Origin of the sequence: Halobellus sp. MBLA0158 (genome assembly GCF_041477585.1) — an archaeon.
GTDB classification, from domain to species: domain Archaea; phylum Halobacteriota; class Halobacteria; order Halobacteriales; family Haloferacaceae; genus Haloquadratum; species Haloquadratum rubicundus.
This window is the reverse complement of sequence record NZ_JBGNYA010000001.1, coordinates 78659-104115: the sequence shown is the minus strand read 5'-3', so window position 1 is coordinate 104115 and position 25457 is coordinate 78659. Positions and strand designations below refer to the sequence as shown.

General features: G+C 69.9%; 27 protein-coding genes. 8 read left to right on the top strand and 19 right to left on the bottom strand.

Annotated elements, in window-relative coordinates; translation table 11 throughout:
- Positions 1-22: 22 nt before the first annotated feature.
- The 5 genes from OS889_RS00530 to OS889_RS00510 all read right to left on the bottom strand — a co-directional run bounded on the left by OS889_RS00530 (position 23) and on the right by OS889_RS00510 (position 3816).
- A complete protein-coding gene (locus OS889_RS00530) occupies positions 23-355 on the bottom strand; it encodes a NifU family protein (RefSeq protein ID WP_372386530.1) in 333 nt (110 codons plus the stop codon).
- A 130-nt stretch (positions 356-485) separates the two neighbouring features.
- Positions 486-1454, bottom strand: coding sequence for an ROK family protein (locus OS889_RS00525; RefSeq protein ID WP_372386529.1), 969 nt, complete (start codon positions 1452-1454; stop codon positions 486-488).
- 110 nt (positions 1455-1564) lie between these two features.
- Positions 1565-2023, bottom strand: coding sequence for a universal stress protein (locus OS889_RS00520; protein ID WP_372386528.1), 459 nt, complete (start codon positions 2021-2023; stop codon positions 1565-1567).
- A 131-nt stretch (positions 2024-2154) separates the two neighbouring features.
- On the bottom strand, positions 2155-2535 hold the full coding sequence (locus tag OS889_RS00515) for a DUF5611 family protein (RefSeq protein WP_372386527.1): 381 nt from the start codon (positions 2533-2535) through the stop codon (positions 2155-2157).
- A gap of 60 nt (positions 2536-2595) precedes the next feature.
- Positions 2596-3816, bottom strand: a complete 1221-nt coding sequence (locus tag OS889_RS00510; RefSeq protein ID WP_372386526.1) for a DUF7093 family protein — start codon at positions 3814-3816, stop codon at positions 2596-2598.
- 144 nt (positions 3817-3960) lie between these two features.
- Here OS889_RS00510 and OS889_RS00505 point away from each other — a divergent pair, with 144 nt between their 5' ends.
- The 4 genes from OS889_RS00505 to OS889_RS00490 all read left to right on the top strand — a co-directional run bounded on the left by OS889_RS00505 (position 3961) and on the right by OS889_RS00490 (position 9053).
- Positions 3961-4263, top strand: coding sequence for a DUF6432 family protein (locus OS889_RS00505; protein ID WP_372386525.1), 303 nt, complete (start codon positions 3961-3963; stop codon positions 4261-4263).
- Between the two features lie 113 nt (positions 4264-4376).
- Positions 4377-5477: a CAF17-like 4Fe-4S cluster assembly/insertion protein YgfZ gene (ygfZ, locus tag OS889_RS00500; RefSeq protein ID WP_372386524.1), complete on the top strand. Its 1101-nt coding sequence runs from the start codon at positions 4377-4379 to the stop codon at positions 5475-5477.
- A gap of 273 nt (positions 5478-5750) precedes the next feature.
- Entirely contained in the window at positions 5751-7259 is a 1509-nt protein-coding gene (locus tag OS889_RS00495) for an ATPase domain-containing protein (protein ID WP_372386523.1), read from the top strand.
- Positions 7260-7265: 6 nt separating this feature from the next.
- Positions 7266-9053 (top strand): PAS domain S-box protein, encoded by a 1788-nt coding sequence (locus tag OS889_RS00490; RefSeq protein WP_372386522.1) that lies wholly within the window; start codon positions 7266-7268, stop codon positions 9051-9053.
- A gap of 45 nt (positions 9054-9098) precedes the next feature.
- Here OS889_RS00490 and OS889_RS00485 read toward each other — a convergent pair whose 3' ends face one another.
- The 5 genes from OS889_RS00485 to OS889_RS00465 all read right to left on the bottom strand — a co-directional run bounded on the left by OS889_RS00485 (position 9099) and on the right by OS889_RS00465 (position 15537).
- Positions 9099-10199, bottom strand: coding sequence for a geranylgeranyl reductase family protein (locus tag OS889_RS00485; RefSeq protein ID WP_372386521.1), 1101 nt, complete (start codon positions 10197-10199; stop codon positions 9099-9101).
- A gap of 94 nt (positions 10200-10293) precedes the next feature.
- A complete protein-coding gene (locus tag OS889_RS00480; protein ID WP_372386520.1) occupies positions 10294-11328 on the bottom strand; it encodes a WD40/YVTN/BNR-like repeat-containing protein in 1035 nt (344 codons plus the stop codon).
- A gap of 207 nt (positions 11329-11535) precedes the next feature.
- On the bottom strand, positions 11536-14484 hold the full coding sequence (gene uvrA / locus OS889_RS00475; RefSeq protein ID WP_372386519.1) for an excinuclease ABC subunit UvrA: 2949 nt from the start codon (positions 14482-14484) through the stop codon (positions 11536-11538).
- A 108-nt stretch (positions 14485-14592) separates the two neighbouring features.
- Positions 14593-14952 carry a cell division protein SepF gene (locus OS889_RS00470; RefSeq protein ID WP_372386518.1) on the bottom strand — a complete coding sequence of 120 codons (360 nt, stop codon included), beginning with the start codon at positions 14950-14952 and terminating at the stop codon, positions 14593-14595.
- Positions 14953-15057: 105 nt separating this feature from the next.
- On the bottom strand, positions 15058-15537 hold the full coding sequence (locus tag OS889_RS00465; RefSeq protein WP_372386517.1) for an RNA-binding protein: 480 nt from the start codon (positions 15535-15537) through the stop codon (positions 15058-15060).
- Between the two features lie 143 nt (positions 15538-15680).
- Between OS889_RS00465 and OS889_RS00460 the strand changes: the two genes are divergently transcribed.
- A complete protein-coding gene (locus tag OS889_RS00460; protein ID WP_372386516.1) occupies positions 15681-16046 on the top strand; it encodes a DUF7562 family protein in 366 nt (121 codons plus the stop codon).
- A gap of 30 nt (positions 16047-16076) precedes the next feature.
- Here OS889_RS00460 and OS889_RS00455 read toward each other — a convergent pair whose 3' ends face one another.
- From OS889_RS00455 to arcS, 6 genes are all read right to left on the bottom strand, one after another.
- A complete protein-coding gene (locus tag OS889_RS00455; protein WP_372386515.1) occupies positions 16077-16508 on the bottom strand; it encodes a DUF8048 family protein in 432 nt (143 codons plus the stop codon).
- 9 nt (positions 16509-16517) lie between these two features.
- Positions 16518-16787, bottom strand: a complete 270-nt coding sequence (locus OS889_RS00450) for a MoaD-like domain-containing protein (protein ID WP_372386514.1) — start codon at positions 16785-16787, stop codon at positions 16518-16520.
- Positions 16784-17071: a ubiquitin-like small modifier protein 1 gene (locus OS889_RS00445; protein WP_372386513.1), complete on the bottom strand. Its 288-nt coding sequence runs from the start codon at positions 17069-17071 to the stop codon at positions 16784-16786. The genes OS889_RS00450 and OS889_RS00445 overlap by 4 nt, the downstream gene beginning before the upstream one ends.
- A gap of 79 nt (positions 17072-17150) precedes the next feature.
- Positions 17151-17558 (bottom strand): DUF7971 family protein, encoded by a 408-nt coding sequence (locus tag OS889_RS00440; RefSeq protein WP_372386512.1) that lies wholly within the window; start codon positions 17556-17558, stop codon positions 17151-17153.
- 48 nt (positions 17559-17606) lie between these two features.
- Complete coding sequence (locus OS889_RS00435) at positions 17607-18410, bottom strand: carbon-nitrogen hydrolase family protein (RefSeq protein WP_372386511.1); 804 nt, start codon at positions 18408-18410, stop codon at positions 17607-17609.
- A 9-nt stretch (positions 18411-18419) separates the two neighbouring features.
- Positions 18420-20255 carry an archaeosine synthase subunit alpha gene (arcS, locus tag OS889_RS00430; protein ID WP_372386510.1) on the bottom strand — a complete coding sequence of 612 codons (1836 nt, stop codon included), beginning with the start codon at positions 20253-20255 and terminating at the stop codon, positions 18420-18422.
- 153 nt (positions 20256-20408) lie between these two features.
- Between arcS and OS889_RS00425 the strand changes: the two genes are divergently transcribed.
- Entirely contained in the window at positions 20409-20930 is a 522-nt protein-coding gene (locus OS889_RS00425) for a pyridoxamine 5'-phosphate oxidase family protein (protein WP_372386509.1), read from the top strand.
- A gap of 9 nt (positions 20931-20939) precedes the next feature.
- Here OS889_RS00425 and tgtA read toward each other — a convergent pair whose 3' ends face one another.
- Positions 20940-22418: a tRNA guanosine(15) transglycosylase TgtA gene (tgtA, locus tag OS889_RS00420; RefSeq protein ID WP_372386508.1), complete on the bottom strand. Its 1479-nt coding sequence runs from the start codon at positions 22416-22418 to the stop codon at positions 20940-20942.
- A 290-nt stretch (positions 22419-22708) separates the two neighbouring features.
- On the opposite strand from tgtA, the gene OS889_RS00415 reads away from it, so the two are divergent.
- Both OS889_RS00415 and OS889_RS00410 read left to right on the top strand, forming a co-directional pair.
- On the top strand, positions 22709-23533 hold the full coding sequence (locus OS889_RS00415; protein ID WP_372386507.1) for a M48 family metallopeptidase: 825 nt from the start codon (positions 22709-22711) through the stop codon (positions 23531-23533).
- 6 nt (positions 23534-23539) lie between these two features.
- Positions 23540-23815, top strand: a complete 276-nt coding sequence (locus OS889_RS00410) for a hypothetical protein (protein ID WP_372386506.1) — start codon at positions 23540-23542, stop codon at positions 23813-23815.
- A gap of 106 nt (positions 23816-23921) precedes the next feature.
- Here OS889_RS00410 and OS889_RS00405 read toward each other — a convergent pair whose 3' ends face one another.
- Together OS889_RS00405 and OS889_RS00400 are read right to left on the bottom strand one after the other, a co-directional pair.
- Positions 23922-24737: a CPBP family intramembrane glutamic endopeptidase gene (locus tag OS889_RS00405; RefSeq protein WP_372386505.1), complete on the bottom strand. Its 816-nt coding sequence runs from the start codon at positions 24735-24737 to the stop codon at positions 23922-23924.
- A 117-nt stretch (positions 24738-24854) separates the two neighbouring features.
- Positions 24855-25427: an NUDIX hydrolase gene (locus OS889_RS00400; RefSeq protein ID WP_372386504.1), complete on the bottom strand. Its 573-nt coding sequence runs from the start codon at positions 25425-25427 to the stop codon at positions 24855-24857.
- Positions 25428-25457: the final 30 nt, after the last annotated feature.

The window sequence follows — 25457 nt, the reverse complement described above, 5'->3', positions numbered from 1 at the left end:
ACGTTGTCCGCGGGCGTCGGTATCAGAAGTGGCCGGGGTCTTCGGAGCCGTACTGGAGTTCGCCGCCGCGACCGCCCTCGACGGTGCTGTTCGTGTGGTCGCCGGCGCTCGGCACCTTCACCCGGACGTCTTCGACCTCCTCGAAGTCCGTGATGAGGTCGGCCTTGATGTTGTCGGCGGTGATGTTGGAGATCCCACAGCCCGCACAGGCGCCGCCGAGTTCGACGACGACCTCGCCGGTCTCGGGGTCGGCCTTCCGGACGACGCTTTCGCCCCCGTGCATCCGGATGATCGGCATCTGTCCGACCATCCACGTCTCGATGCGCTCGCGGAGCGGCCCTTCGGATTCGCTCATTGCACGCCCTTCGCGTTCGAGGGTTTGGAACTTTGCGGTTGTGCTCGCGGCCGCCGCGAGCCGAGAAAAGTGTGTCACGATCTTCCATTCCGGAGGCCGCGGCCGTCCCGCGGCCGGCGACCCCCTCCACTCACATCCGCGTGCGGTCGCCCGTTCCTTCCGTCATCGCGCTCGCGAGCGCCCCCTTGACGACGACCTCGTCGCCCAGGTTTGTCAGCTGGATCTCGGGGACGTTCGTCATCACCATCTCGTCCATCCGCTCGCGGATCGGCTCCAACACCCGTTCGGGGTTGTTGAGCGCGACCGCGCCGCCGACGTAGATGATGATCGGCGCGAAGGAGTGGACGATGTTGGCGACGCCCATCGCGTTCCAGTGGCCGAGGCGCTCGACCACGTGCGCGGCGAAGGCGTCGTCGTCGGCGTGCTCGAAGACGTCGACCGCCGAGAAGTCGGGATCGCCGACCGGAAGCGCCGTCTCGGCGTCCTCCTTCTCGGCGAGGTACTCGGCGTAGTTCGGGATGTTGTTGCCCGAGCAGTAGCCCTCCCAGTGGCCGTCGTGGCCGCAGCCGCAGGTGATCTGGCCCTCGGGGTCGAGCGTCAGGTGGCCGACCTCGCCGGCGTTGCCGTCCCAGCCCGCGAGGACGTGGCCGTCGACGCAGACGCCCGCGCCGATCCCCGAGGAGATCGTGAGGTAGACCATGTCGTCGGGGTTGCGCTCGGAGTAGAACCGCTCGCCGATGACGCCCGCGGCCGTGTCGTTGTGGAGGAAGAGCCGATCCGTCTCACAGAGGACCGAAAGCGGCCCGGTGAGGGGGATGCGATCGATCGTGTCGGGGAGGTTCGCGGGGTCCTCGACGGTCCCCTCCGCGAGGTCGAGCGGGCCGATCGAGCCGATCCCCACGGCGTTCGCCTGCTCGGGATCGATGCCCGCGTGACCGCACGCCTCGCGGACGACGCCGAGGACCGCCTCGGTGATCGCGATCCCGGTCGGCCCCTGCGGCGTGCCGTCGTCTGCGGATCCGATAACCGTCCCGTCGCCGTCGGCGACGACCGCCCGGACGTTCGTCGCCCCGAGGTCGACGCCCACGTAGTAGGCCATCGTGTCGAATACGTGTGACCGCGACACTTAACTAAGCGGGTTCGGAGCCGCTGTACCGGGCGTGGCGGCCCGACCGCCGCCCCGCGTTCCCGCCCCGTCTCCGGCGCGCGTCACCGCGTATCCGACCTGACGAGGGTCACCGGACAGGGGGCGTTGAGCAGCACTTCCTGGGCGGTGCTCCCGAAGACGGCCTTGCCGGCGGGCGAACGCTGGCGGCCGCCGACGAGGATCCGGTCGGCGGCGACGTCGTCGGCGAGCTCGACGATCGCCCGCCCGTGCTCGCCGATCGCGCCGCGGATCTCGTAGTCGACTCCGGCCGCCTCCAGCTGGTCCGCGGCGTCGCGGACATTCACGAACCGCCCGGCGACGTCGTCGGCGCTGATCTCGCCGACCTCGACGTCCCGGTCGAGGTTCCCGACCGCCCGCTCGAACTCCTCGTCTGTGAACACGTGTCCGAGAATCACTCTCGCTCCCGTCGGTCCGGCGACGTCGATCGCCGCCTCGACGAGTCGGTCGATGCGTTCTCTCTCGTCCGGGCCGACGGCTAGTAGGATCGTTTCGATCGCCATCTCTCCGTGGACCTACTCGGCGCACCGAATTAAAAGTGGGACCGGGCGTCCGTCTCGCGTCCCCGATCGCGGCGACGGCGAACGCTCGCGGGGTCGCGAGCGCGCGGAATTTCGATTGGCGCGCTCGACGCTCAGTAATCCGGGGCGTCGTCCTCGACGGCGCGCTTCATCGAGTCGCGGCGGGACTTCGCGTCGCGGCCGGTCGCCTCCAGGAGGAAGTCGTTCTTGGCGTCGACGGCGTCGCCCGCGGCTTCGAGGTCGTCGGGGCCAAGTTCGGTGGGATCGCGCTCTTCGAACTCCACGCCGAGTCGGTCCTTCTTACTGCCGTAGGAAACGGCGCCCGCCACGACGCGCTCGAACACGGGGTTGTCCGGCTCGTCGACGACGTAGAGGTCGCTGCCCTTGTACTCGGTGGTGCCCGTGATCGGCCCGAAGTACTCCTCGACCGTCGCCTCCATATCCGGGATGCGCTCTTCGAGGGTCTCCCCGCGACGCATCTTGTACTCCTTCATAGGCCGTGGTTCGGTAGGTGGCGGTTTACCTGTTTCGTCACCGATCGAGGGGTCGGTCGGCTACCGCTCGCGCTCGGCGATGTAGCCCTGCTTGCACTCGGGGCAGATGTCGCCGGCGCGCATCGACGACGCCCCGGCGACGCGGCTGTGCCCGCAGTTCGGACAGTAGAACTCCACCCGGTCGTCCGGCACGTCCGACTCCAGGGTCGTGGACTCCCCGGCGCGTGCGAAGCCCTCTTCGCCCTCGCTGGCGGCCTCCGGTCGGACCCCCGCGTTCCGCTCGGCGGCCGCCCGCGCGTCGTCGGCGCCGGCCGCGATCCCCTCGATCGTCTCGGCGTCGGCGTCGTCGTCGGCGTCGGCGTGGCCGTTCACCTCGGGCGTCAGGCCGCCGCCGCTGTCGAACTCGACGTCCGCGTCGCCGCCGGGCGTCGCCGCGTAGCCCTCGTCTTCGCCCTCGTGGTCGGGCCAGCCGTTCGAGGCCGACCCGGCGTCGCGGCCGGCCCACTCGCCGCGCTCGCGACCGGTGTCCGCGTCCGCGCTCGCGTCCGCACTCGCGCCGGCGCCCGACTGCCCGTCGTCGGCGTCGATGATCTCGGCGTCGTTCGTCACCTCGTTGTCGGCGTCGGGCTCGGCGCCGGCGGCCCCTTCCTCGCGCGCCGCCGATTCGCGGGCGGCCCGCTGGGGGTCCGTGTCGGTCTCCTCCGGCCACTGCGTCTCGTCGCGCTCGGTCTCGGCGTCGTCGAGGATGACCGCGTCGTCGGCGTCCCCGTCCGGCTCGACGTCCTCCCAATCGTCGCTGCCGGTCTCCCAGCCGTCGCTCGCGCCGCCGGTCTCGGCTTCGGCCTCGTCGATCACGCCGCCGTCGTCCGCGGCCGGCGCCGAGGCCGACGCCGTGTCGGCGGCCGTCGATTCCGCTTCGGAGCCCTCCGGCGTCGCGTCCGCGGTCGTTCCCTCGTCGGCGGCCGGGTCGGCGGTCGACTCCGCGGGCGTCACGGTCGGCTGCTCTGCCGCCTCGCCGTCGGTGGCGTCCTGTGGGGCCGCGTCGGCCGCCGCGGCGGCGGCGCCGCTTTCGCTCCCGGCGTCCCCGTCGAGCCCGACCTCCTCGGGCGAGCGGATCGCCGTCACCTCCTTGTTCTGACTGACGACCTGTTCGTCGCCGCACCGCTCGCACGCCTGGATCTCGCGGATCGTGACGACGACCTCGTCGCCCTGTTCCTCCCGGTTGCGTTCGACCTCGGGCTCCCCGTACGTATGCCCGAGAAGACGGCACTTGAGTCCCATTACCCGCTGTTCCGGCAGTCAGCGCCAAAAGTGTACCTCCTGCGTCTGACGGGCGGCAGACGGAGCCCGCTGGCGCGTGCCGCCGAGGCCGCCCGCGGCGCTGGCGGCGGTAAGCGTATACCCGATGGGGGCGAACGTCCGCCTATGAGAGCGCGGCGCGAGTTCCGAGATCGCCCCGAGGTCGAAGTAGCGGTGCTCGACGCGCTCGTCGACCGTGCCGAAGAGGGGATGACCGTCTTCGAGGTGCGGGCCGCCGTCGACGCCGACATCGACGGCATCGAGGAGGCGCTCGCCGCCCTGAAGCGCGACGGGCTGATCTCGGTCCAGAACGGTGACGACGACCGGGTCGTCATCCTCGTCGACGAGAAAGTGGTCCCCGATCCCGAGGAGGAGCGCCACGACGAGCGGGGGTTCGTCGAGGCGTTGCGCGAGAAGTTCGGCCTCTAGCGCCCAGATCGGTCCGATCGCCGCCTCCGAGGGCCTCGGCGATCCGGGCGATCAGGCCGACCGAGCGATCCGGGACGCTGCGGTTTTCCCATCGGAGCCCCCACGGACGCACGATGACCGTCGTCACGGAGCAACACGAAGACCACGGCGCCACGTTCGAAGAGCGCGACGGCCGCAAGCTCGTCCGCCACTACGGCCGCCCCGAGCGGACGCACCGGGCCGTCCGCAACGGCGCGGGCGTGATCGAGATGGGCTACGGCGTCGTCGTCGTCGAGGGCGACGACCGGATCGAGTTCGTCGACGACACCGTCTCGAATCGGGTCCCCCGCGACGACGGCGAGGGAGTCTACGCGCTCCTCCTCGATCCCCAAGGGCGGATCGAGACGGACCTCTACGTCTACAACGCCGGCGAGCGCCTCCTCTGTTTCACGCCGCCGACGCGGGCCGGGCCGCTCGTCGACGACTGGAGCGAGAAGGTCTTCATCCAGGACGTCGACGTGCGGGAGGCCTCGACCGACTTCGCCGTCTTCGGCGTTCACGGACCGAAGTCGACCGAGAAGGTCGCGAGCGTCCTCAACAAGGCGGGCGCGCCGGAGCCGCCGCTGTCGTTCGTCCGCGGGTCGATGGGCGGCGAGGGCGTGACCGTGGTCGCGGGCGACGGCCTCGCCGGCGAGGAGGGCTACGAGGTCGTCTGTTCGGCCGACGCCGCAGAACGGGTCTTCGAGACGCTCCTCACCTTCGGGATGAACGCCGTCCCCTTCGGCTACCGCACCTGGGAGACGCTCACGGCCGAGGCCGGGACGCCGCTGTTCGCGACCGAACTCCGCGACCGGATCCCGAACGTCCTCGGCCTCCGCAACGCCGTCGACTTCGAGAAGGGCTGTTTCGTCGGCCAGGAGGTCATTTCCAAGGTCGAAAATCGCGGCCGGCCGAGCCAGCGCCTCGTCGGCCTCCGGATCGACGGCGACGCTGTTCCCGATTCCGGCGCCGACGTCCGCGCCGACGGCGACGTCGTCGGCGCGGTGACGCGCGCGACGGCGAGTCCGCTGCTCGATGCGCCGATCGCGCTCGCGCTCGTCGACTTCGACGCCGACCTCGCCGAAGGGGTCTCGGTCCCCGCCGGCGACGGGGCGGTCGACGCCGACCGGGCGGCGCTTCCCTTCGTCGAGGGGAGCGCGACGTCCGCGCGGCTCCCCGACTACTCGGACGGCTGACCGGGACAGACGGCGGACGGCCGTGTTTAGTTAATACTGTGAGTAATTGTTTTGTGTAACACCTGATCCGTGAGGTTTTGAGTAATCTCACACGTCTGCGTTCCGTTCTGGGTTTGACATTGATTAAGTTACTAACCGTAACCGGACAATCAGTTCACCTAGCAATTATCGACGTTGTAGATTTTCTACGTCGAATATTACTCTGGCGCTTAACTAAACACGACCCGGCGGACCGCCCAAACAATCAATATCTCGCGGTCCCCCGATCTATCAATGAGCGAACGCGCTCGCGTCTCGACCGGGATCGACGGGCTCGACGAGATCCTCTGCGGGGGGCTCTTCCGGGAGCGAGCGTATATGGTGACCGGCGGCGCCGGCACCGGCAAGACGATCGTCGGGCTCCACTTCCTCACCGCGGGCGTCGACGCGGGCGAGAACGCCCTGTTCGTCGCCTTCGAGGAGGACCCCGAGGACATCCGCCGCGACGCCGAGGGGCTGGGCTTCGACACCGACGGGATCGACTTCCTGGACCTCTCGCCGGGCGCCGAGCGCTTCGTCTCCGAGCAGTCCTACGACGTGTTCGAGCCGGACGTCGTCGAGGGCGACGACGTCGCGGCCCGGATCGTCGACGCCGTCGAGGCCCACGAGCCCGATCGGGTGTTCGTCGACCCCCTCACGCACCTCCAGTATCTCACGCCCGACGAGTACCAGTTCCGCCAGGAGGTCTCGGGCTTCGTCCAGTACCTCACCGACCAGTCGGCGACGGTGCTCTTCAGCGGCCAACAGGCGCTGGAAGGCGAGCGGCACACGCTCGAATACCTCTGCGACGGGAGCATCCACCTCGACCACGCCGCCAAGGGCCGGACGGTCGAGGTGACGAAGTTCCGCGGGTCGGACTTCTTCTCGGGTGCGCACACGATGCGGATCTCGGACGGCGGGATCGCGGTGTTCACGAAGCTCTCGCCGGACGCGCACCAGCCGCGCGAGCGCTCGGGAACGCTCCCCTCGGGCGTCGACGAGCTCGACGACCTCCTCCACGGCGGGATCGAGCGGAGCACGGTCACCGTCATCAGCGGATCCAGTGGCGTCGGCAAGACGACGACCGCCGCTCAGTTCGCCACCGAGGCCGCCGCGCGGGGCGAGCGCGCCCTCTTTTACCTCTTCGAGGAGACTCCGGACACCTTCCACCGGCGCGCGTCGAGCATCGGACTGCCGGTGGCGGACCTGGAGGCCTCCGGGGACCTCGTCGTCGAGGCGGTCGAGCCCCTGTCCATCTCGCCCGACGAGTTCGCCCACCGGGTCAGACGCGAGGTCGAGACCGCGGACGCGGAGTTCGTCGTGATCGACGGCATCTCGGGCTACCGGCTCTCGATCCGGGGCGAGGAGGACGACCTCGTCCGCGAGCTCCACGCGCTCGGCCGCTACCTCAAGCGGACGGGCGTGACGGTCGTCTTCATCGACGACCTCGATTCGGTGACGGGAACCTTCGAGCCCACGAGCACCCACATCAGCTACCTCGCCGACAACATCCTGTTCCTCCGGTATCTCGAAGTCTCCGGCGAACTCCACAAGGCCGTCGGGGTGCTCAAAAAGCGCACCGGTGACTTCGAGCGGACGCTCCGGGAGTTCGAGATCACGGGCGCGGGGATCCGCGTGGGCGACCCGCTGGCCGGGCTCCGCGGGATCCTCACCGGTACGCCCGACTGGGGGGACGACCACCCCTTCGAGCGGAGCCGTGACCCCGAGGCGCGGGACGGATCGGACCGGTCGGAGCCAGAGTGACCCCGTATGTCCGATCCGACGCCGCAGACCGACGACACGGTCGTCCTCGTGGCGGTCTCGAATCGAGGAAACCGCGACGTCCTCGTCGACTGGGTCCGCGACTCCCCCGGCTACGCCCTCGTCGAGTGCTCGCCGGACATCGGGGTCGACGGTTCCCTTCCCGAGTTCGACATCTGCCTCGTCGACGCCCCGGGGCTCCGGGCGATCGAGCCCGAGGTCCGCGAACGGCGGTCGCGGCAGCAGCCCTTTATGCCCTGTCTGCTCGTCGAGAACCGGGCGGACGCGTTCGACAGGCTCCCGCCCGAGATCCGCGAGCTGGTCGACGACGTGGTGACGCCGCCGATCGATCCGGGGCGACTCCGCTTCCGGATCGACACGCTGTCGCGTCGCCGCCGCCTCGACGAGGAGCTGCGGCAGACTGAACAGCGCTACCGGCGGCTGTTCGAGCTGGCGCCGAGCCCGAAGTTCCTGGTCGAAGACGGCGCGATCAAGGCGATGAACCGCGCCGCCGAGGGGCTGCTCGGCCGCGACCGCGAGGCCGTCCGCGGGGAGTCGCTCGCGTCGTTCGTCGCCGGCGAGGACCGGGAGACGCTCCGGCACGTCCTCGAAGATGCGCCGGCGCACGTCTCCCAGTCCAGCGCGCGGTCACGGACGGTCGTCTTCGAGACCGACACCGGCGCCGCGATCTGTGAGTTCTCGGCGGTCCTGACCGGCGAGGGCGACGAGCGGCTCGTCCTCGCGCAGGATCTGACAGAGCGGATCGAACGCGAGCGGCGGCTCGACCTGTACCGACGCGCGATGGACGAGGCGTCGATCGGCATCACGATCACCGACCCGTCGCTCCCGGACAATCCGATGATCTACGCCAACGATCGGTTCGCCGAGATCACGGGCTACGACCGCGAGGAGGTCATCGGCCGCAACTGTCGGTTCCTCCAGGGCGCGGATACGAGCGACGAGACGGTCGCCCGGCTCCGGCGGGCCATCGACGCCGAGCGGCCCGTGTCGGTGACGATCCTGAACTACCGGAAGAACGGCGATCCGTTCCACAACGCGCTGGACGTGATGCCCGTCCGCAACGCCGTCGGCGAGGTCACGAACTACCTCGGCTTCCAGCGCGACGTGACCGAGTCCGTCCGCCAGCAGCAGCGCCTCTCGGTGCTCGATCGGGTCCTCCGCCACAACGTCCGCAACCGGATGAACGTCGTGCTGGGCTACGCGCAACAGCTCGCCGATAACGAGGACCCGGCGGTGCGGCAGGTGGCCGACCGGATCACCGACGCCGGCGAGGACCTCGTCAGGCAGAGCGAGAGCGCGCGGCGCTTCCGCAACGTCGTCGACGAGTCCTCACAGACGCTCGAACACCGGGACCTCGTCGCGATCGCGACCGACGCCGTCGAGGAGGTCTTGGACGCCTCTCCCGACGCCGACGTCCGGACGGAGTTCCCCGATCGCGCGGTCGTCCAGGCCGACGAGAGCGTCTCCCTGGGAATCGTCGAGCTCATCGAGAACGCCCTCGAACACGGGGCGCCGCCGGTCGTTGTCCGCATCGACGCCGGCGACGACCGGACGACGCTTTCGGTCTCCGACCAGGGCTCGGGGATCCCCCCCGAGGAGCGGAACGTCTTCGAGACCGACGAGGAGCGGCCGACAGAGCACGCCGGCGGCGTCGGCCTGTGGCTCGTCCGTTGGACCACAGAGCGGGTCGGCGGTCAGATCTCCTACGACGCGTCCGCGCCCGCGACCGTGCGACTCCGGTTCCGAACGGTCTGTGAGACGGACAGCGACGCGTAGCCGCCGTCAGTTATGGCCCGTGTGCTTGATCTCTGTCGCCGCCGCTTACTGTTCGCCGCTACGCCCGATACCGAGCATCTTCCGCAGGTTCGCGGCCGAAAAGAAGGACGACGGCTTGTCCATGTGGACCCCGATCTCGCCGGAGAGGGTCCGCAGCCCGAGGTGCTGGACGGGCTCCGGGAGCGAGTATGCCCGCCGGAGCCAGTGACCGAGGGCGATCTCGCGGGAGAGTTCGGCGCGCCACGCGGACTCGTAGTCGCGGAGGGTCGCCGGGTCGTCGGGGTCGACGGCGTCGACGGCGCAGTCGGCGGCGGTCATCCCGTAGAGGATCCCGCCGCCGGTGAAGGGCTTGGTCTGCGCCGCGGCGTCGCCGATCAGGAAGACGCGCCGGCCGTGGACGCGCTCCGGCGGGCCGATCGGGATCGCGCCGGAGCAGAAGTGCTCGGTCTCGACGTCGTAGGCGTCGGTGAGGCGGTCGAAGAGGTCGTTCACCGACTCGCCCGGCGGCGCGGCGAGGCCGTACTCGACGCCCGCGTCGCCGCGGGGGATCCGCCACGCGAAGAAGCGCGGCGCGGTGAGGTGGACGTCGACGAAGTCGCCGCCGTCGGGCTCGGGATCGAACGCGAGCACGCCGTGGATGAGTTCGCCCGGCTCGGGGAGGTCACAGCCGCGCCGGACCCGCGAGGTCGGCCCGTCGCAGCCCGCGACCATCTTCGCGCGGACGGTCTCGGTCTCGCCGGCGTTCGAGACGGTCAGTTCGACGCCGTCGTGGCGCTCGTCGACGTCGACGACGGTGTGGCGCTCGCGGACGTCCGCGCCCGCCGCCCGGGCGCAGTCGGCGAGCGTCCGGTCCAGCTCGACGCGGTCGATGACGTTCGAGACCTCCTCGCGCTTGTAGAACGGGTAGCCCGTCGATCCCGGGCCGCCGACTTGGAAGCGGGCGCCGTACACGCGGTTCTGGAGGAGTTCGGGCTTCGCGTCGTCGGGGACGTACCCCCAGATGTCGGTGCTGACGTGGCCCGAACACGCCAGCGGCGTCCCGACGGTCCCCTGTTCGAAGGCGACGACGTCGTAGCCCGCCTCGGCCGCGCCCCGCGCGAAGCGCGCCCCCGCGGGGCCGACGCCCACGACCGCGAAATCGTACATCACCCGTCCCTATCGGGTGCGGCGGCAAATACCTTCGCTGTCGCTGTCGCATCGGTGTCCTCGCTCGCGACTCCTCTCGGAGCCGCCGCTCGCTTCACACCACCGCGAGTCCGCGGGTCGTCCGCTCGCGGAACGACTCGGGCCACTCGACTTCGACCCGCTCGAAGGCGTCGCCGCCGTCGCCCGTCCGGTAGAGCCCGCGGTCTGTGAGCGCGAACAGCTCGCCGGCTTCGGTCCCGCCCGAGAGCGTCGGCCGGAGCACGCCCTCGCCGGTCGGCACGCCCGCGTCGTCGAGGCGTTCCCAGGCGGCGTCGCCGCCACTCGTCGACCCGTCTTGTCGGTACAAGTACGACGCCGCCCGCTCGGGCGTGTGGGCCCGGCGCGCGCTCGCCGCGGCCGAGAGGAGCACCCGCTCGGGATCGCCGGGATCGACCGCGACGCTCCAGCAGTAGCGGTGTTTCAGCCCCTCTTGCGGGAACGTCCAGTTCCGGCCGGCGTCGTCGCTCTCGGCGTAGCCGTCGCCCGCGGCGGCGCGGACGCGGTCGGGGGCGTCCGGGTGGATCGCCATCGAGTGGGTGTCCCGCCGCGTGGTCGGCGACCGCTCCTCCCAGGTGTCGCCGCCGTCGTGGGTCTGGATGAGCGCGCCGGCCTCGACGGCGACGTAGAGGTGGTCGGAATCGCTGGGATCGACCTCGACCCAGCGGACGTGGTGGGTGTCGGGCCGCGGCGGGAACGACCACTCCGGCGCCGAGGGGAGGTCCGTGAGCCCCGATAGCTCTTCCCAGGTGTCGCCGCCGTCGGTCGAGCGGTAGACGGCGCTCGGTTCGGTCCCGGCGTAGACGACGTCGGGATCGCGCGGTGCGATCGTCACGCTCGTTACCGACTCCGGAAGCGGCTCGCTCCCGACCCGTTCCCACGACTCACCGCCGTCGACCGTCCGGTGGAGGCCGGCGTCGAACGTCCCGCAGAAGGCCCGTTCGGGGGCGTCGCTCGCGGCGTCGAGGCACTCGACGTCGTGGTCCGTCAGCGCCGGCCCCGCGGCGACGCCGGCCGCGTCGCCGTTGGCTTCCGTGGCGCCGATGTCGACGACCAGCACGCCCGCCCGCGAGGCGGCGTAGCAGGTGCTCATATCTGTCACGACGCGGCGTTCTCACTTGGAGATAGCGGCAGCTGGGGGATGCCGCGGCTGTCTCGTGTGAATGGCGTACAGTCGACACCTGCCCCGTCTACCCCGCGTCGCTGTGTCGAACGACCGCTGTACGACGCGGGGCCGCTCTCAGATCACGGAGCGTCTGCCCCGGCGATCGTATATAAACGCTCGCCCAGAAAACGGCGATCAGTCGTCGTCGGCGGGCTTGGCGGGCGTCCGCCGGTCCGAGCGCGGGCCCTCGGCGTCAACGTCGGGGAGCAGGTCGCGGAGGTATCGCCCCGTGTGGGACTCCTCGGTCCGGGCGACCGCTTCGGGCGTGCCGGTCGCGACGACCTCGCCGCCGTGCTCGCCGCCCTCGGGCCCGAGGTCGACGATGTTGTCCGCGTTCTTCACCAGGTCGAGTTCGTGCTCGACGACGACGACCGTGTTGCCGTTGTCGGTGAGCCGCTGGAGCACCTCGATCAGCTTGCGCTCGTCCTCCTTGTGGAGCCCCGTCGTGGGCTCGTCGAGGAGATAGAGCGTATCGCCGGTCTGCTTTTTGCCCAGCTCCTCGGCGAGCTTCACGCGCTGGGCCTCGCCGCCGGAGAGGGTCGTCGACGGCTGGCCGAGCGTCATATAGCCGAGGCCGACGTCTTCGAGCAACTGGAGCCGCCGGCGGAGCTGGGAGTTGGCCTCGAAGAATTCGAGCGCCTCGGAGACCTCCATATCGAGCACGTCGGCGATCGTCTTGCCCTTGTACTCGACGTCGAGCGTCTCGTCGTTGTAGCGCGCGCCGTCGCACTCCTCGCAGGGGACGTAGACGTCCGAGAGGAAGTTCATCTCGATCTTCACGGTCCCCTGCCCGCCGCAAGCCTCACACCGACCGCCCTTGACGTTGAACGAGAAGCGGCCCTTCTCGTAGCCGCGCTGCTTGGCGAGCTTCGTCTCCGCGAACAGCTCGCGGACGTAGTCGAAGACGCCGGTGTAGGTCGCGGGGTTCGATCGGGGCGTCCGACCGATCGGCGACTGGTCGATCAGGCGGACGGTCTCGATCTCGTCGATCCCCTCGATCGCGTCGTGGTCGCCGGGGTCGACCGAGGTGTTGTCGTTCATCTCCCGCGCCAGCCCCTTGTAGAGGATCTCGTGCATCAGGGTCGACTTCCCCGAACCGGAGACGCCCGTGATCGCGGTGAACTGCCCGATCGGGATAGAGACGTCCAGATCCTTGAGGTTGTGCTGGCGCGCGCCGCGGATCAGCAGTTCGGAGTCGGAGTCGCGGCGCTCCTCTGGCACGGGGATCTCCTTCCGCCCGGCGAGGTAGTCGCCGGTGACGGAGTCCTCGGTGTCGCAGACGTCGTCGAAGTCGCCCTGGACGACGATCTCGCCGCCGCGCTTGCCCGGGCCGGGGCCCATATCGATGATGTTGTCCGCGCGGCGCATCGTCTCCTCGTCGTGCTCGACGACGAGCAGGGTGTTCCCGAGGTCACGCAGCCCTTCGAGGGTGTCGAGTAGCCGGTCGTTGTCGCGCTGGTGGAGCCCGATCGAGGGCTCGTCGAGGACGTACAGCACGCCCACGAGCCCGGAGCCGACCTGGGTCGCGAGCCGGATGCGCTGGCTCTCTCCTCCGGAAAGGGTCGAGGCCTCGCGGTCGAGCGTGAGGTATTCGAGGCCGACCTCCTCCATAAAGCCGAGGCGCGCGCGGATCTCCTTGAGGATCTCCTCGGCGATCGTCCGCTCGCGGTCGGTGAGTTCCTCCTCCAGGCCCTCGAAGTGATCGAGCGCGTCGCCGATGCTCATCCGGTTCACCTCGGTGATCGACGTCCCCGCGACGAGCACGTGCCGGGACTGTTCCTTCAGGCGCGTCCCCTCGCAGGCCGGGCAGGTGGTGACGGCCATATAGTCCTCGATGTGCTCGCGGGTCGACTCCGAGTCGGTCTCGACGTGCCGGCGTTCGAGGTTCGGGATGACGCCCTCGAAGCGCTTGGTCTTCCGTCTCGTTCCGTTCCGGGTCTCCCGCTCGAAGACGACCTCCTCGTCGGTGCCGTAGAGGAACTGTCGCTGGACCTCGGGATCGAGTTCCTCGAACGGCGTATCGACGCTCACGCCGAAGTGCTCGGCGACCGAGTCGAGCCGCGTTCGATAATAGGAGCGGTTGTACGACCACGCCTCGAAGACGTGCTTGATCGGCTTCGAGGGGTCCCGAACTACGAGGTCCTCGTCGACCTCCTTGGTCTGGCCGAGCCCCTCGCACTCGGGACAGGCGCCGTGCGGGCTGTTGAACGAAAACGAGCGCGTCTCGATCTCGGAGAACTGGAAGTCCGAGTTCGGATTGCCGAGTTCCTCCGAGAACTCGACGACGAGCCGGTCGTCACCCTCGCCGGCGAGCGCGCCGGTCGAGCGGGTGTTGGAGGCGAAGGGAACGTCCGCGGGCGGGTCGGGGACGATCACCTTCAGGACGCCGTCGGCCTCCTCCAGGGCCGTCTCGACGGAGTCGGCGATCCGCGAGCGGTCTTCCGTTCGGATCTTCACGCGGTCGACGATCACGTCGATCGTGTGGTCGTAGTTCTTGTCCAGGTCCGGCTCGTCGAGCGTCAGGTCGAACTCTTCGCCGTCGACCTCGACGCGGGCGTAGCCCTCGCTGACCAGGTCGTCGAAGAGATCCTCGAAGGCGCCCTTCTGGTCGCGCACGACCGGCGCGGCGATCTTCGCGCGGGTGCCCTCCGGGAGTTCGAGGAGCTGGCTCACCATCTCCTGGGCGGACTGCTCGCCGACCTCCTCCCCGGTGACGGGATCGTACTGCGTCCCGACGCGGGCGTACAGCAGCCGGAGGTAGTCGTGCAGTTCGGTGACGGTCCCCACCGTCGAGCGGGGGTTGTTGGCGGCGTTCTTCTGGTCGATCGAGATCGCCGGCGAGAGCCCCTCGACGGCCTCGACCTGGGGCTTGTCCATCTGCCCGAGGAAGTTGCGGGCGTACGCCGACAGCGACTCGATGTACCGCCGCTGGCCCTCGGCGTAGACGGTCTCGAAGGCGAGCGACGACTTGCCCGACCCCGAGAGCCCGGTGACGACGGTGAACGTCTCCCGCGGAATCCGGACGTCGAGGTCCTTGAGGTTGTGTTCCTCCGCACCTCGAACCTCGATGAAGTCCTTGCTCATCTGGGCGGCGGTACGGAGAGCGGAGAGGAAAGTTCGTCGGTTCCGGCGGTCGACACGGCGGTCGTCGCTCGGGTCCGACCGCCGAACGGGACCGACCGCGGCCGCGACTCAGTTCAGTTTCTGCCGCGCGACGCCGACGCCGGTGGGGGCGATGATGACCTGGTCGTCGCCCTTCTGGGCGATGTCGCCGTTTACCTCTTCGGCGACCTGCCGGAGGTCGTCCATGATGTGTTCCATCGTGCTGTCGCTCGTCGTGTGGCGCGTGATGTCAGCGATCACCAGGTCGCCGTCGTAGACGGCGTCCTTGATGTCGATGACGTCCTGTTTCCCGCTGATCGTCGCGATGCGGACGCGCATCCCGGCGCCGGCCTCGCCGGTCGACCCCTCGATCCCCTCGACATCGAGGTCGAGGTACTCGTCGGTCGTGTGCTGTCCGCCCCCGCTGATGATCTTGCTCATTATCCCCATACCACTCCCAAACGCCAGTAACACGTTAGTTCTTACGTCAGACGCGCGTCTGACGCCTCGGATGCTGGGCCGCGAGCGCGGGCCGGAGCGGCGGCCTCGGGCCCCTCAGACCGAAAACTCGTAGAGGTCGTCGCCGACGTGGTGGATCGACTCGACGACCTTCCCGGAGTCGCCCGTCATCTCGTCGCCGCCGACGAGCGCGCGGCCGATCGCCAGCACCTTCCCGTGGGTCTCCTCGGCGACCGTGACGAGGTCGTCCGCCTCGATCTCGCCGTCGGCCTCGACGATGCCGGGCCGCATCACGTCGGCGCCGTCGCTGACGAACGAGATCGCGCCCGCGTCGACGGTGACGACGTTCCTCGTGGGCTCGTGGCGGTTCGCGCCCCGGACGGTCAGCGACGGTTCGCCCTCCAGGCGGACGACGTCGGGCTCGCCGTCGACGAGGACGACGTCGAACGACTCGTCGGCGAGCTCGACCATCTCGTAGGTGTCGCCGTCGAGTTCGACGCCCGTTCCCGCCTCGATGGTCGCCTCCAGGTCGTCGATCTCGTCGGCGCGGAGGTGGTGTCGGGATTTGACCTGCATACACGGCCGAACGGCGCGCCGGCCGATAAATGACGCGACACGGCCGGACTCGTGATCCCCGTCCCCGCCCCGGCCTACGGACTCGGCCCCGCCGTCGGGCCGCGCGGAAAAACGCTAAGTGCGGGTGGGTCGTGGGCTTCCGTATGTGGCGTTCCCGGAACAACCGGGATGAGACGACGGTGGTCTGCATCGCCTGCGGGACGTCGCTCGCCCGCTCGGAGGCGCGCGAGTACGACAAGCACGGCAACCGCTGGGAGCGACACGGCAAGTCGTTCGAACACCTCTGCAAGGAGTGTTACCGCGACCTCTGTCACCAGCCTCGGGGCGACCTCGAAGCCCTCCTGGTCGACCTCGAACGCGAGGCCGCCTTCGATACGGCCGCCGACGCCGAGTCGATCGACGGCCCGGGCGACGACGACGCCGATCCCTCCCGCGTGCAGTTCCTCTCGCGGTACTACGAGGCCGTCGAGGAACGCTCGAACTCAGCAGAAGAGCGCAACGAGTCCTGAGGTCCTCTCAGCGCGTTATTTCTACTGCCACTACTCTTTCGCCCCCTCGTCGCGACCGATCACGACCGCCTCCCTGATCTCTAAGGCCGTCTCCAGTTCGTCCCGGCGACCCTGTTCGGTGCCGATCCGCCGGAGCTGTTGGGCGTGCGCCCGTTCGGCGGCCTCGGCTTCCTTGTCGGTCAGTTCCAGCTCCGCGCCGAGTTCCGCCCAGTGACCCTCGGGGCAGAGAAACACCGCGCGCGCCCCGTCGTCGGCGACGCACTCGTACGCCCGTCGGTACCGGTCGATCCGACCGCCGAGCGCCGCTTGCACCCGGCGGAGCAGCGGTCCGAGCTGTCCCGGCGCGACGCTGGCGGTCGCGCCCGCGTACAGGAGCACGTCGCCGTCGAGCGGGACCGTCGGCCCCTCGGAGTCCGCGTCCTCGGGCTCGTCACCGCCGCGCGGGGCGCCGTCGCCGATCATCGTCCCCCCTCAGCCCCCGGCGCGCATCGCCTTCTGCGAGAAGCGCTCGATGAGGTCGTCCAGGGCGTCGGGGTCGCCCTCGAACGTCACCGTCACCTCGGTCAGCTCCAGCGTCGGGCCGATCGAGACCTTCGAGGCCGACAGCGAGGCGGCCCAGTCGTCGGCCTCGACGCGCTCGTCGTCGACGGCGGTGCCGCCGAGCTTTCCGAGGTACTTGCGAGCCAGCCGGACCGAGATGCCCCGGTAGGACCGCTCGCGGGTCTCCCACTCGGCGCTCACGCGTTCCCCGCCCCGCCCGCGACGGGCGGGAAGATGCTCAGCGTGTCGTCCGGTTCGATCGGCGTCTCGACGCCCGACTGGTGTTCGATGTCCCGGCCGTTCAGGAGGACGTTCACCTGCGGTCGGACCGCGCCATCGTCCAGAATTTCGCCGGCCAGCCCCTCGAACTCGCGTTCGAGCGCGACGAGGACGTCGCCGACGGTGTCGGCGTCGTAGTCGCGGGTGATCGTCTTCGTCCCCACCGCCTCCCGGAAGGTGGCGAAGAACCGCAGTTGCAACGACATACTCGAATCTGGAGCGCGGCCGGCAAAAAAGATGCGCGCTGGTGTGCGTCGCAGACGTCGCCGCCGTCCCGAGGTCCTGTCAGTCCCCGAACCGGATGCCGTCTTCGACCATCCGGTAGTTCCGCTCGCGGTCGATGTGGTCCGCGAGCCACTCGTGCTCGTAGAGCTGGGCGATCACCTCGGCGTAGAGGTTCCGCCACGCGATCGCGTAGATCGGCGATTGGCCCCACGCGCGGAGCTCCGGGACGAAGCCGTCGTAGGTCTCCATCCGGTCTTCGAGGTGCTCGATGGCGTCGACGGCGTAGCCCGCCGCCTCCGAGTCCGAGTCGGCCGACTCGATCGCCCCCTGGAGGCTGCGCTCCAGCCCTGCGACGGCCTCTTTCATATCGGCCGCGGCGTTCTGGCCGTCCTCCGGGAGCGATTCGAGAACGCCCTGCGGCACGCCGAGGGAGACCTCGCGGTCCGTCTCCGGTGCGTTGTCCGTCATACCTCGACCGAGGGGGGCCAGGATGAAAAAGTCGCGGGCATCGGCGACTCACTCGCTCGCGCGCGACTCGCCGCCGCGTCCGCCCTCCTCGTCGTAGACTCCGACCAGGTCCCGCTGCCGCGCGAGCGCCTTGGGATCGAGGTCGACGACGAGGTCGGTCTCCTGCCTGTCGAGGCTCGCACGGATCCCGCCGTCGGGGCTCGCGACCAGCGACCGGCCCGCGTACGCGACCTCGCGGGCGTCGGCGAGCTTCCGCCTGCCGGTTCGCCCCGCGCCGATTGTCCACCGGACGCCGTCCAGCGCCCGCGCACGCAGCAGGAGGGTCCAGTTCTCGCTGTGGGCCGCGGGCCAGGCGCCGAGCACGAACAGGGCTTCGACCTCCGGGCGCGCGAGCGCGGCGCTGTCGCCGACGAAATTGAGGTCGTAGCAGGTGAGGATTCCCGCTTCGCCGACGGGCGAGTCGACCGTCATCAGATCGTTTCCGGGTTCAAGCACTTCCCGCTCGCCATCCCAGAGGTGTCGCTTCCGGTAGACTGTCCGCGACCCGTCGGCCGCGACGTAGCCCGCCGCGTTGTACAGCGCGTCGCCGTCGCGCTCGACGAAGCCGACGAGGAGGTCCGTCGTCGACTCCCGCGCCAACGCCTCGATTCGGTCTACGGGCTCTCCGTCGCGGTCGACAGCGACGTCCCGGATGCGGTCGTCGGCCACGAAGCCGGTGAGCGCGTACTCCGGGAAGATCGCCACGTCGACGCGGTCCGGAAGGTCCCGAACCCGGCGCTCGACGGCGTCGAGGTTGGCTCCGACGGCCAGGTCGCTCACGTCGAGTTGGCACGCGGCGACTGTCGGCGGCATACGTGCCTCCTACGACTCCTCTACTTCTTCGACGTGCCGCATCTGTACCGCCTCGCCGCGGGTCGACTCGGCCATCTCCGCGCCGAACATCTGCGCGCGGCCGACGCCGAAGGCGCGCGGCCCCTCGACGACGACCTCGTCGCCGACGCGGATCTCCTCGTCGGCGTCGACGACGCCCGGCGCGAGCACGCTCCCGTGCGGGACGAACTCGTCGATCTCGACGCGCTTCGTCGGCACGTCGGACTCCGCCCAGACGCGGGCGCCGTCGAGGGTGAGCGAGAGGACGCCGTACTGCGGGACCATCGTCGCCAACTGCTGGCCGTCGTCGTTGCCGTCTCCCGCCTCGGTGTCGCCGTCGCGGACCTGCAGTTTCGGATAGCGGCTCGTGACCTGCAGGTCGACGTCCGCGAAGAGGTCGTCGCCCGCGCCGGGACCGAACTGGTAGTCCGCGAGCGCCTTCACGGTGTTGTGCTGGCGCTCGCGGCGGCTGTATTTCAGCTCCTCGTCGAGGGTCGACATCAGGTTCGCGAGCGAATCGGTCGTAGTCGGGTGATCCTCGACGGTGTACTCGAAGGGGACGTCGACGTCGGCCGCGACGCGCTCGCAGATCTCGCGGTAGCCCTCGTCGGGGACGTGCGCGATCACCCGCGGGTAGTCGTTGCGATCGAGGTAGCGCCCGAGGACGTCGGCGACGAACGACTTCTCGTCTTCGGACCACCGGCCGGTGACGACGGTGTCGTAGTGCTGGGCGGGGTAGGTCAGCTCCAGTTCCATCGGGACGACGCCGATCGGCGAGGTCATCGACGCGACGTGCCCACGGTACTGGATCGCGTCGTGGAACTGCGCGTGGCTCTGGGACTCGCTGTATGGCTTCGTGGCCGAACACGGCACCAACACGAGGGGATTCGAGAACCGGTTTCGGTACCGGGTCGTCACGCGCTCGGCGAACCGCTGGATCTCGACGCGCCGGAGGCTGTCTTCGGTCGCGGCGGCGAGTTCGGTGTCGCGGACGACGGGCGTCCGCTCCTCCAGGTAGCCGTACTGCTGGTCGAACTCCCGGAACGCTGCCGTGAGCCACTGATCGTGACGGGCCTGTCCCTCGATGTAGTCCCGGAGCCGGCCGTCGCGGATCCGTCGACGGACCGTCGCCAGTTCCGATTCGAGGGCGTACTCGTTGTGGTCGGCGCAGTCCTCGCCGTCGAAGGCGGCCGGATCCGACGTGGGGTCGTCGCCGCGGACGCCCTCGCCGACGTGCTTGCCGCGACACGCCGGGCAGGAACACGGCAGTTCGTCGAGGTCTTCGAGGAAGTACTCGCCCTCCGAGGTGAGATAGAAGCCTTCGAGGCCGCGGACGCGCGCCCGCTTGGCGTCGAGGAGGTCGACGCCGGCGTAGACGAGCGTCGCGGCGTTGCGCGGGGTCGCGACACCCGAGAGGTAGATCGCCGTATCGGCCGGCAGCGCCTCACGCGCGGCGATGAGCTCCTCGCGGAAGGCCGCGGCGTGTCCGACGAACCCGCTCGCGTTCGAGAGGATGTACGCGTCGGCGCCGTAGTCGTCGGCCGTCTCGGGCGTGACGACCGCCGCGCTCGGGTAGTCGACGTCGGGGTAGTCGACCGCGAACGACTCCTGGACGCGCTCGTCGGTGCCCGCCGGGAACGACCGGTGCGGGAGGACCGTCAGGATCTCCCTGTACCCCTTCGGGACGCCGCGCTCGTCCGTCCAGAGGCTGCCCGCGTCGTCGACGCTCCCGTCGACGAGCGCCGGCGTCCGGAGCGGATCCGAGAGTCGGAGCTCCCCCAGGCGGGCGGCCCCGTCGCGCCTGTGTACCTCAAAGTAATCGGTCATACACCCGCATGCGCTGTCGAGCGTGAATTATCTGTCTGTTCGCGAGCCCTCATTTCGCCTCTCACTCCCGTCCCCGCTCCTGCTCCTGCTTCCGTTTCCGCCGAACCCGGATCGGCCCGCGCACTTTTGCCACCCCGCGTCCCATCCCCGCGTATGCACGTCTCCGGCGCGTGGTCCCGCCCCGGGATCGACGAGTTCCTGACGGCGGCCCGGGTGCCCGTTCGCCTCGGCTGCCGGACGCCCGGCGACACCCCCTGGATGCTCTCGCTGTGGTACGTCTGGGCCGACGGCGACGCCGTCGACGACGAGGGGTGGTCGCCCGCAGAGGGCCTCGGCGACGCCGATCGCGACCGGGAGATCCTCTGTGCCACGAGCGCCGACGCGGACGTCGTGGACTTCCTCCGACACGAGCCCGAGGTCTCCTTCGAGGTCTCGACCAACGACTACCCGTACCGCGGCGTCCGCGGCCGCGGGACGGCGTCGATCGAGCCGGACACCGAAAAGCGACTGCTCCGGGCGCTCTTCGAGCGGTACTTGGGCGGGACCGACAACGAACTGGGCGACCGCCTGCTCGGGCCCGACCGCGAGGAGGTCCGCATCCGGGTGTCGCCGGAGCGACTCCACTCGTGGGACTTCTCCGAGCGGATGGCCGACGTCGCGCCCGATGAGCGGTGACTGCGTCGGCTACCGACCGCCGCCGAGCGTCTCGATTGCGACCCGATCGGGGACCCGAGCTAGCGCCGACGCGGGCCAGTCGTCGTGAGCGAGGACGAACTCGGTTCCGGGGTTGGCTTCGACCAGTTCCCGGACGCCCTCGGCGGCCGCCTCCTGCGCGTGACGGTCGCTCCGCTCGGGGACCTCGGCCGTGAGCGGGTACGTCTCCGAGAGCGCCCGCGGGAACGGCCCGAACGGCGGCACGACCCGCCAGGCCGCGTCGTAGGCGTCGCCCGAGGGGATGCCGCCCTCGGTCAGCAGCACCTCGCCCTCCGGATCGAGTCGCGTCACGCGCTCGTGGTGGCGTCGCACCTCCGGCCGGCGCGCCGACTCCTCGGAGAGGTAGAAGAACGAGCCCTTCGAGATCGGATCCTCGCGCTCCAGCTGGTCGGCGTGGTCCAGGAGCGCGCGGTAGCCGTCGAGCATCGCCGGGTGGGACCGCGCCCGCGACTCCACTAGTTCGAGGAGGTTCCCCGAGCGGATCGCCTGCTTCACGCGTCGGATCTCGGCGAACGACACGTGGAGGTTGTGCTCGGCCAGCAGGCGCTCGCGCTCCTCGTCGTCGTACCCGCGCAGTTCCTCGGGATCGTGCGCGGCGCAGACCGCACACGAGCAGGGGAAGTACTCCAGGTCTTCGAGGTGCTCGGTTCCCCGCACGGTCAGGTAGCGATCGTCGCGCGCGTAGATGGCGTACGCCGCCGAGTCGAAGAGGTCACAGCCGGCCGCGACCGCGACCGCGAACATCATCGGGTGGCCCGCGCCGAACAGGTGGACCGGCGCGTCGCGGCCGAGGCCGCGCTTCGCCGCGGCGACGACGTCGATCATCTCGGCGTAGCGGTAGCTGTTCATCAGCGGCACGACCGCGCCGACGGGGAACACGTCCAGGTCGGTCGCGTCCGCGCGGCCGGCGGCCGCCTCGCGCAGGTCCGGGTACGTCGACCCCTGCACCGGCGCGTTCACCAGCATCTCGCCGGTGTCGGCGGCCTCGGCGTCCCGCAGGGCCGCCTCGGTCTGCTCTAGCTCCCGCTCGGCGCGCTCCCGGCCGACGTCCGGCGGCGTGGGGATGTCGATCGGCGTCCCGACGTCCGAGCCGATCTCGTGCTGGAAGTCGAGGATCTCCCGCGTCGTCACGTCGATCTCGCCGTACTCCGCGAGCTGGAACGAGCCCGAGTCGGTGACGATCGCGCCGTCGAAGCCGAGGAGGTCGTGGAGCCCCTCCTCGACGGCCCGCTCGCGGAGGTCGTCGGTGCTGTGGACGATGTAGGAGTTCGTGATCAGGATCTCCGCGCCGAACTCCGATTCGAGCTCTCTCGGAGGAATGGTCCGGATGTTCGGGTTGACGACCGGCATCAGCGCCGGCGTCTCGACGGTGACGCCCGCGCGGGGGACCGACAGCCGGCCGATCCGCCCGGCGGCGTCCCCCCGACGGACCTCGAAGTGATCGCGCATACCGCGGGTAGGGAGAGCCGCCGGTAAGAACCGTCGCTTTCCGGTCGGCGCCGCCGCTCCCGGGCCGCATAGCGTACAGTCGGCACACTTGCTCCGTAGCCCGCGCCGCTGTGCCGAACACCCGCTCTCGGCGCGGGGCGACCGTCAGATCACGGTGGCGCTGGCCGCGGCATCGCATATAAACGCACGTCCGAGCGGTCACTCGGCCAACAGCTCGGACGCCGTCAGCCGATTCCCCGCTCGCCGCCGACCACCGGATTCTTGTGTCCGCGCGGACGACAAAACCCCGTATGAGACACCTCGGACTGAAAGCGCGGATGGCGATCGTCGGATCGATCCTGTTCGCCTTCTACGCCGTCGCGGCCGTGGTCGTGATGGGCGTCTTCGGCTGGCCGCTCTCGCTCGTGCTGCTCGGGAGCGTGCTCTTCGTCGGCGTCCAGTACAAGGTCGGCAAGTGGATGGCGATCCGGAGCGTCGGCGCCGAGGACCTGCCCGAGGACCGGTACCCGGAGATCCACCGGCGCGTCGAGTCGCTCTCGGAGTCGATGGGCATCGAGAAGCCGCGGCTGATGATCGCGCGGATGGGCGTCCCCAACGCCTTCGCGGTCGGTCGCAAGGGCGCGGGCACGGTCGTCGTCAGCGAGGAACTGCTCTCGCGGCTGAGCGCCGACGAGGTCGAGGGCGTCCTCGCGCACGAGCTCGCGCACATCCGCAACCGCGACGTGGTGATGATGGTGCTCGGCCAGGGGGTCGCCTCCATCGTCGCCATCGTCGCCCAGTGGGCCGTGCTCCTGACCGGCGACAACGACATCGCGGACTTCTTCCTCGCGATCGTCGTCGGCCAGATCACCCAACTGCTCGTGATGCTCTTCGTCTTCGCCATCTCCCGGTACCGGGAGTACGTCGCCGACAGCGACGCCGCCGACGCCATCGGCGGCGGCGACCCGCTCGCCCGCGCCCTGGAGAAGATCAGCCGCGGGAACGAGCGGACCCAGGAGTCCGCGGTCGACTCGCAGGTGAACGCCCTCTGCATCTTCGGCGAGGAGCGCGGCCTCGCCCGCCTGTTCGCGACGCACCCGCCGATCGAAAAGCGGATCGAGCGCCTGCGCGGGTAACGGCCGATGGTCGACCTCCGCACGCTCGCGGCCGCCGTCCTCGGGGTCGCGCTCGGACTGCTGTTCGTCGCCTCGCCCGAGACCGTCGTCCGGATCCAGGCCGCCGGACGGCTGCCCGACGACCGATACGGCCGGTACGGCGAGGACGGCGCCTCGGCGGGAAAGGCGGATGCGGGCGCGGACGCCGGGAACGCGTTCCCGACCCGCTGGCGGCGACTCGTCCAGGTCGTCGGCGTCGCGTTCCTCCTCGGCGGCCTCTATTTCGCGTGGACGTTGGTGTAGCGTACGCGCCGTCGATCGATTCGGGTTCCGGATTCTGACTCGGATTCGATCCGGCCCGAACTCGGACCGACCTGAACTCGGATCGACCCGAACTCGCCCGCGCCGCTCAGAAGACCCCGGCGACGAGCGCCTGCGGGAACTGTTCCGAGCCGGCGAACTGGAGCGTGAGATACAGCATCGAGAACAGCGTCGCGTTGTAGATCCCGTGGATCAGCGCCGGGACGACGATGTTGTCGGTGAGTTCGTACACCGTTCCGAAGACCAGCGTCGGGAGCACGAGCACGGAGATGCTGACCAGTCGCGCCCGCGGCGCGCCAGCGAGCGAGAAGTAATGGATCGACGCGAAGATGAGGCTCGCGAGGACGATCGCGGCGGGCGCGGGCAGCGCCTCGCCGAGGCGGTTCTGGACGACGCCGCGGTAGAGCAGTTCCTCGCCCGGTCCGATCAGGAGCAGCGACGCCGGCACTAGGAGGAGCAGGATCTCGGGGTTCTGCATCCCGACCTCCGCGGCCGTGTTCGGCGCGGCCTCCGCGCCGGTCGTCGAGATGATCACCGACGCGACGACCAGGAGCCCCATCGCCGCCACGTAGCCGGCGATGACGAACGCGACCTCGCGGAGGGAGGGCACCGCCACGCCGACGTAGTCCAGTCCCTGACCGCGGTACCGGAGATACGCGAGCGCGACGCCGCCGAAGCCGACGCCGGTCGCGAGGGCAAGCGAGAGGACGATACTCAGGAGCGGCGTGATATCGACGCCGGACAGGCCCAAGACGAACGCGGCGGCGAGGACCAGGATCCCGCCGACCGCGATGCCGACGCCCGCCAGGAGCACGGCGGCCGCGAGCGCCCGGACGACCGCCCGGAGCCGTTCGCCGTCCGCGAGCCCGTCGGCGCCGCCGACTGAATCGGTTTCGGGGGACACACCCGCAGTACGGACCCCCGCGTCAAAACGCTTCGTCTCTCCGTTCTCGTCAAAGCGCTTCGTCTCTCCGCTCTCCGTCACCGTCGGCGTGCCGCCGTCATCGTCGGCCGACCGGCCTCACCGCCAGCGCTCCGCGAGTTCGTAGCGGGTGATCCCGAGCGCCGTCCGGCCGTCGCGGACGTCCCCGTCGAGGACCTCGGTCAGGAGGTCGTCGTAGTCGGCGGTGACTACGCGGATGCTCTCGTTGAAGTCGAGGTCCTGTTCGCCCGACGGCTCACAGCCGCGAGCGACGAAGTAGTGGTGGACGCTGTCGAGGAGGCCGTTGGCCGGCTCGGCGGCGAAGAGGTGCTCGACGGCGTCGGCCTCGTATCCGGTCTCCTCGCCGAGTTCCCTGCGTGCGGCGTCGTCGAGGTCGGCGTCGTCGGACTCGGCCGTCCCGGCGGGCAGGCCGCGGTTGACGCGCCCGACGGCCTGGCGCCACTCCTCGACGAGGACGACGTCGCCGTCGGGCGTAAAGGGGAGGACGACCACCGCGGGCGGCTCGTCGACGTAGTGAAAGTCCGTCTTGGTGCCGTCCGGCAGGACCACGTCGTCGCGCCGCACCTCGAAGCCCGGGCAGGCGTAGTCGATGTCGCTCCCGGTCGTCGTCCAGGCCAGGTCGTCGCCGCTGGAAGGCTCGCTGTCGACCATATCCGTGTCTCCACCTCGACGGGCAAGAAG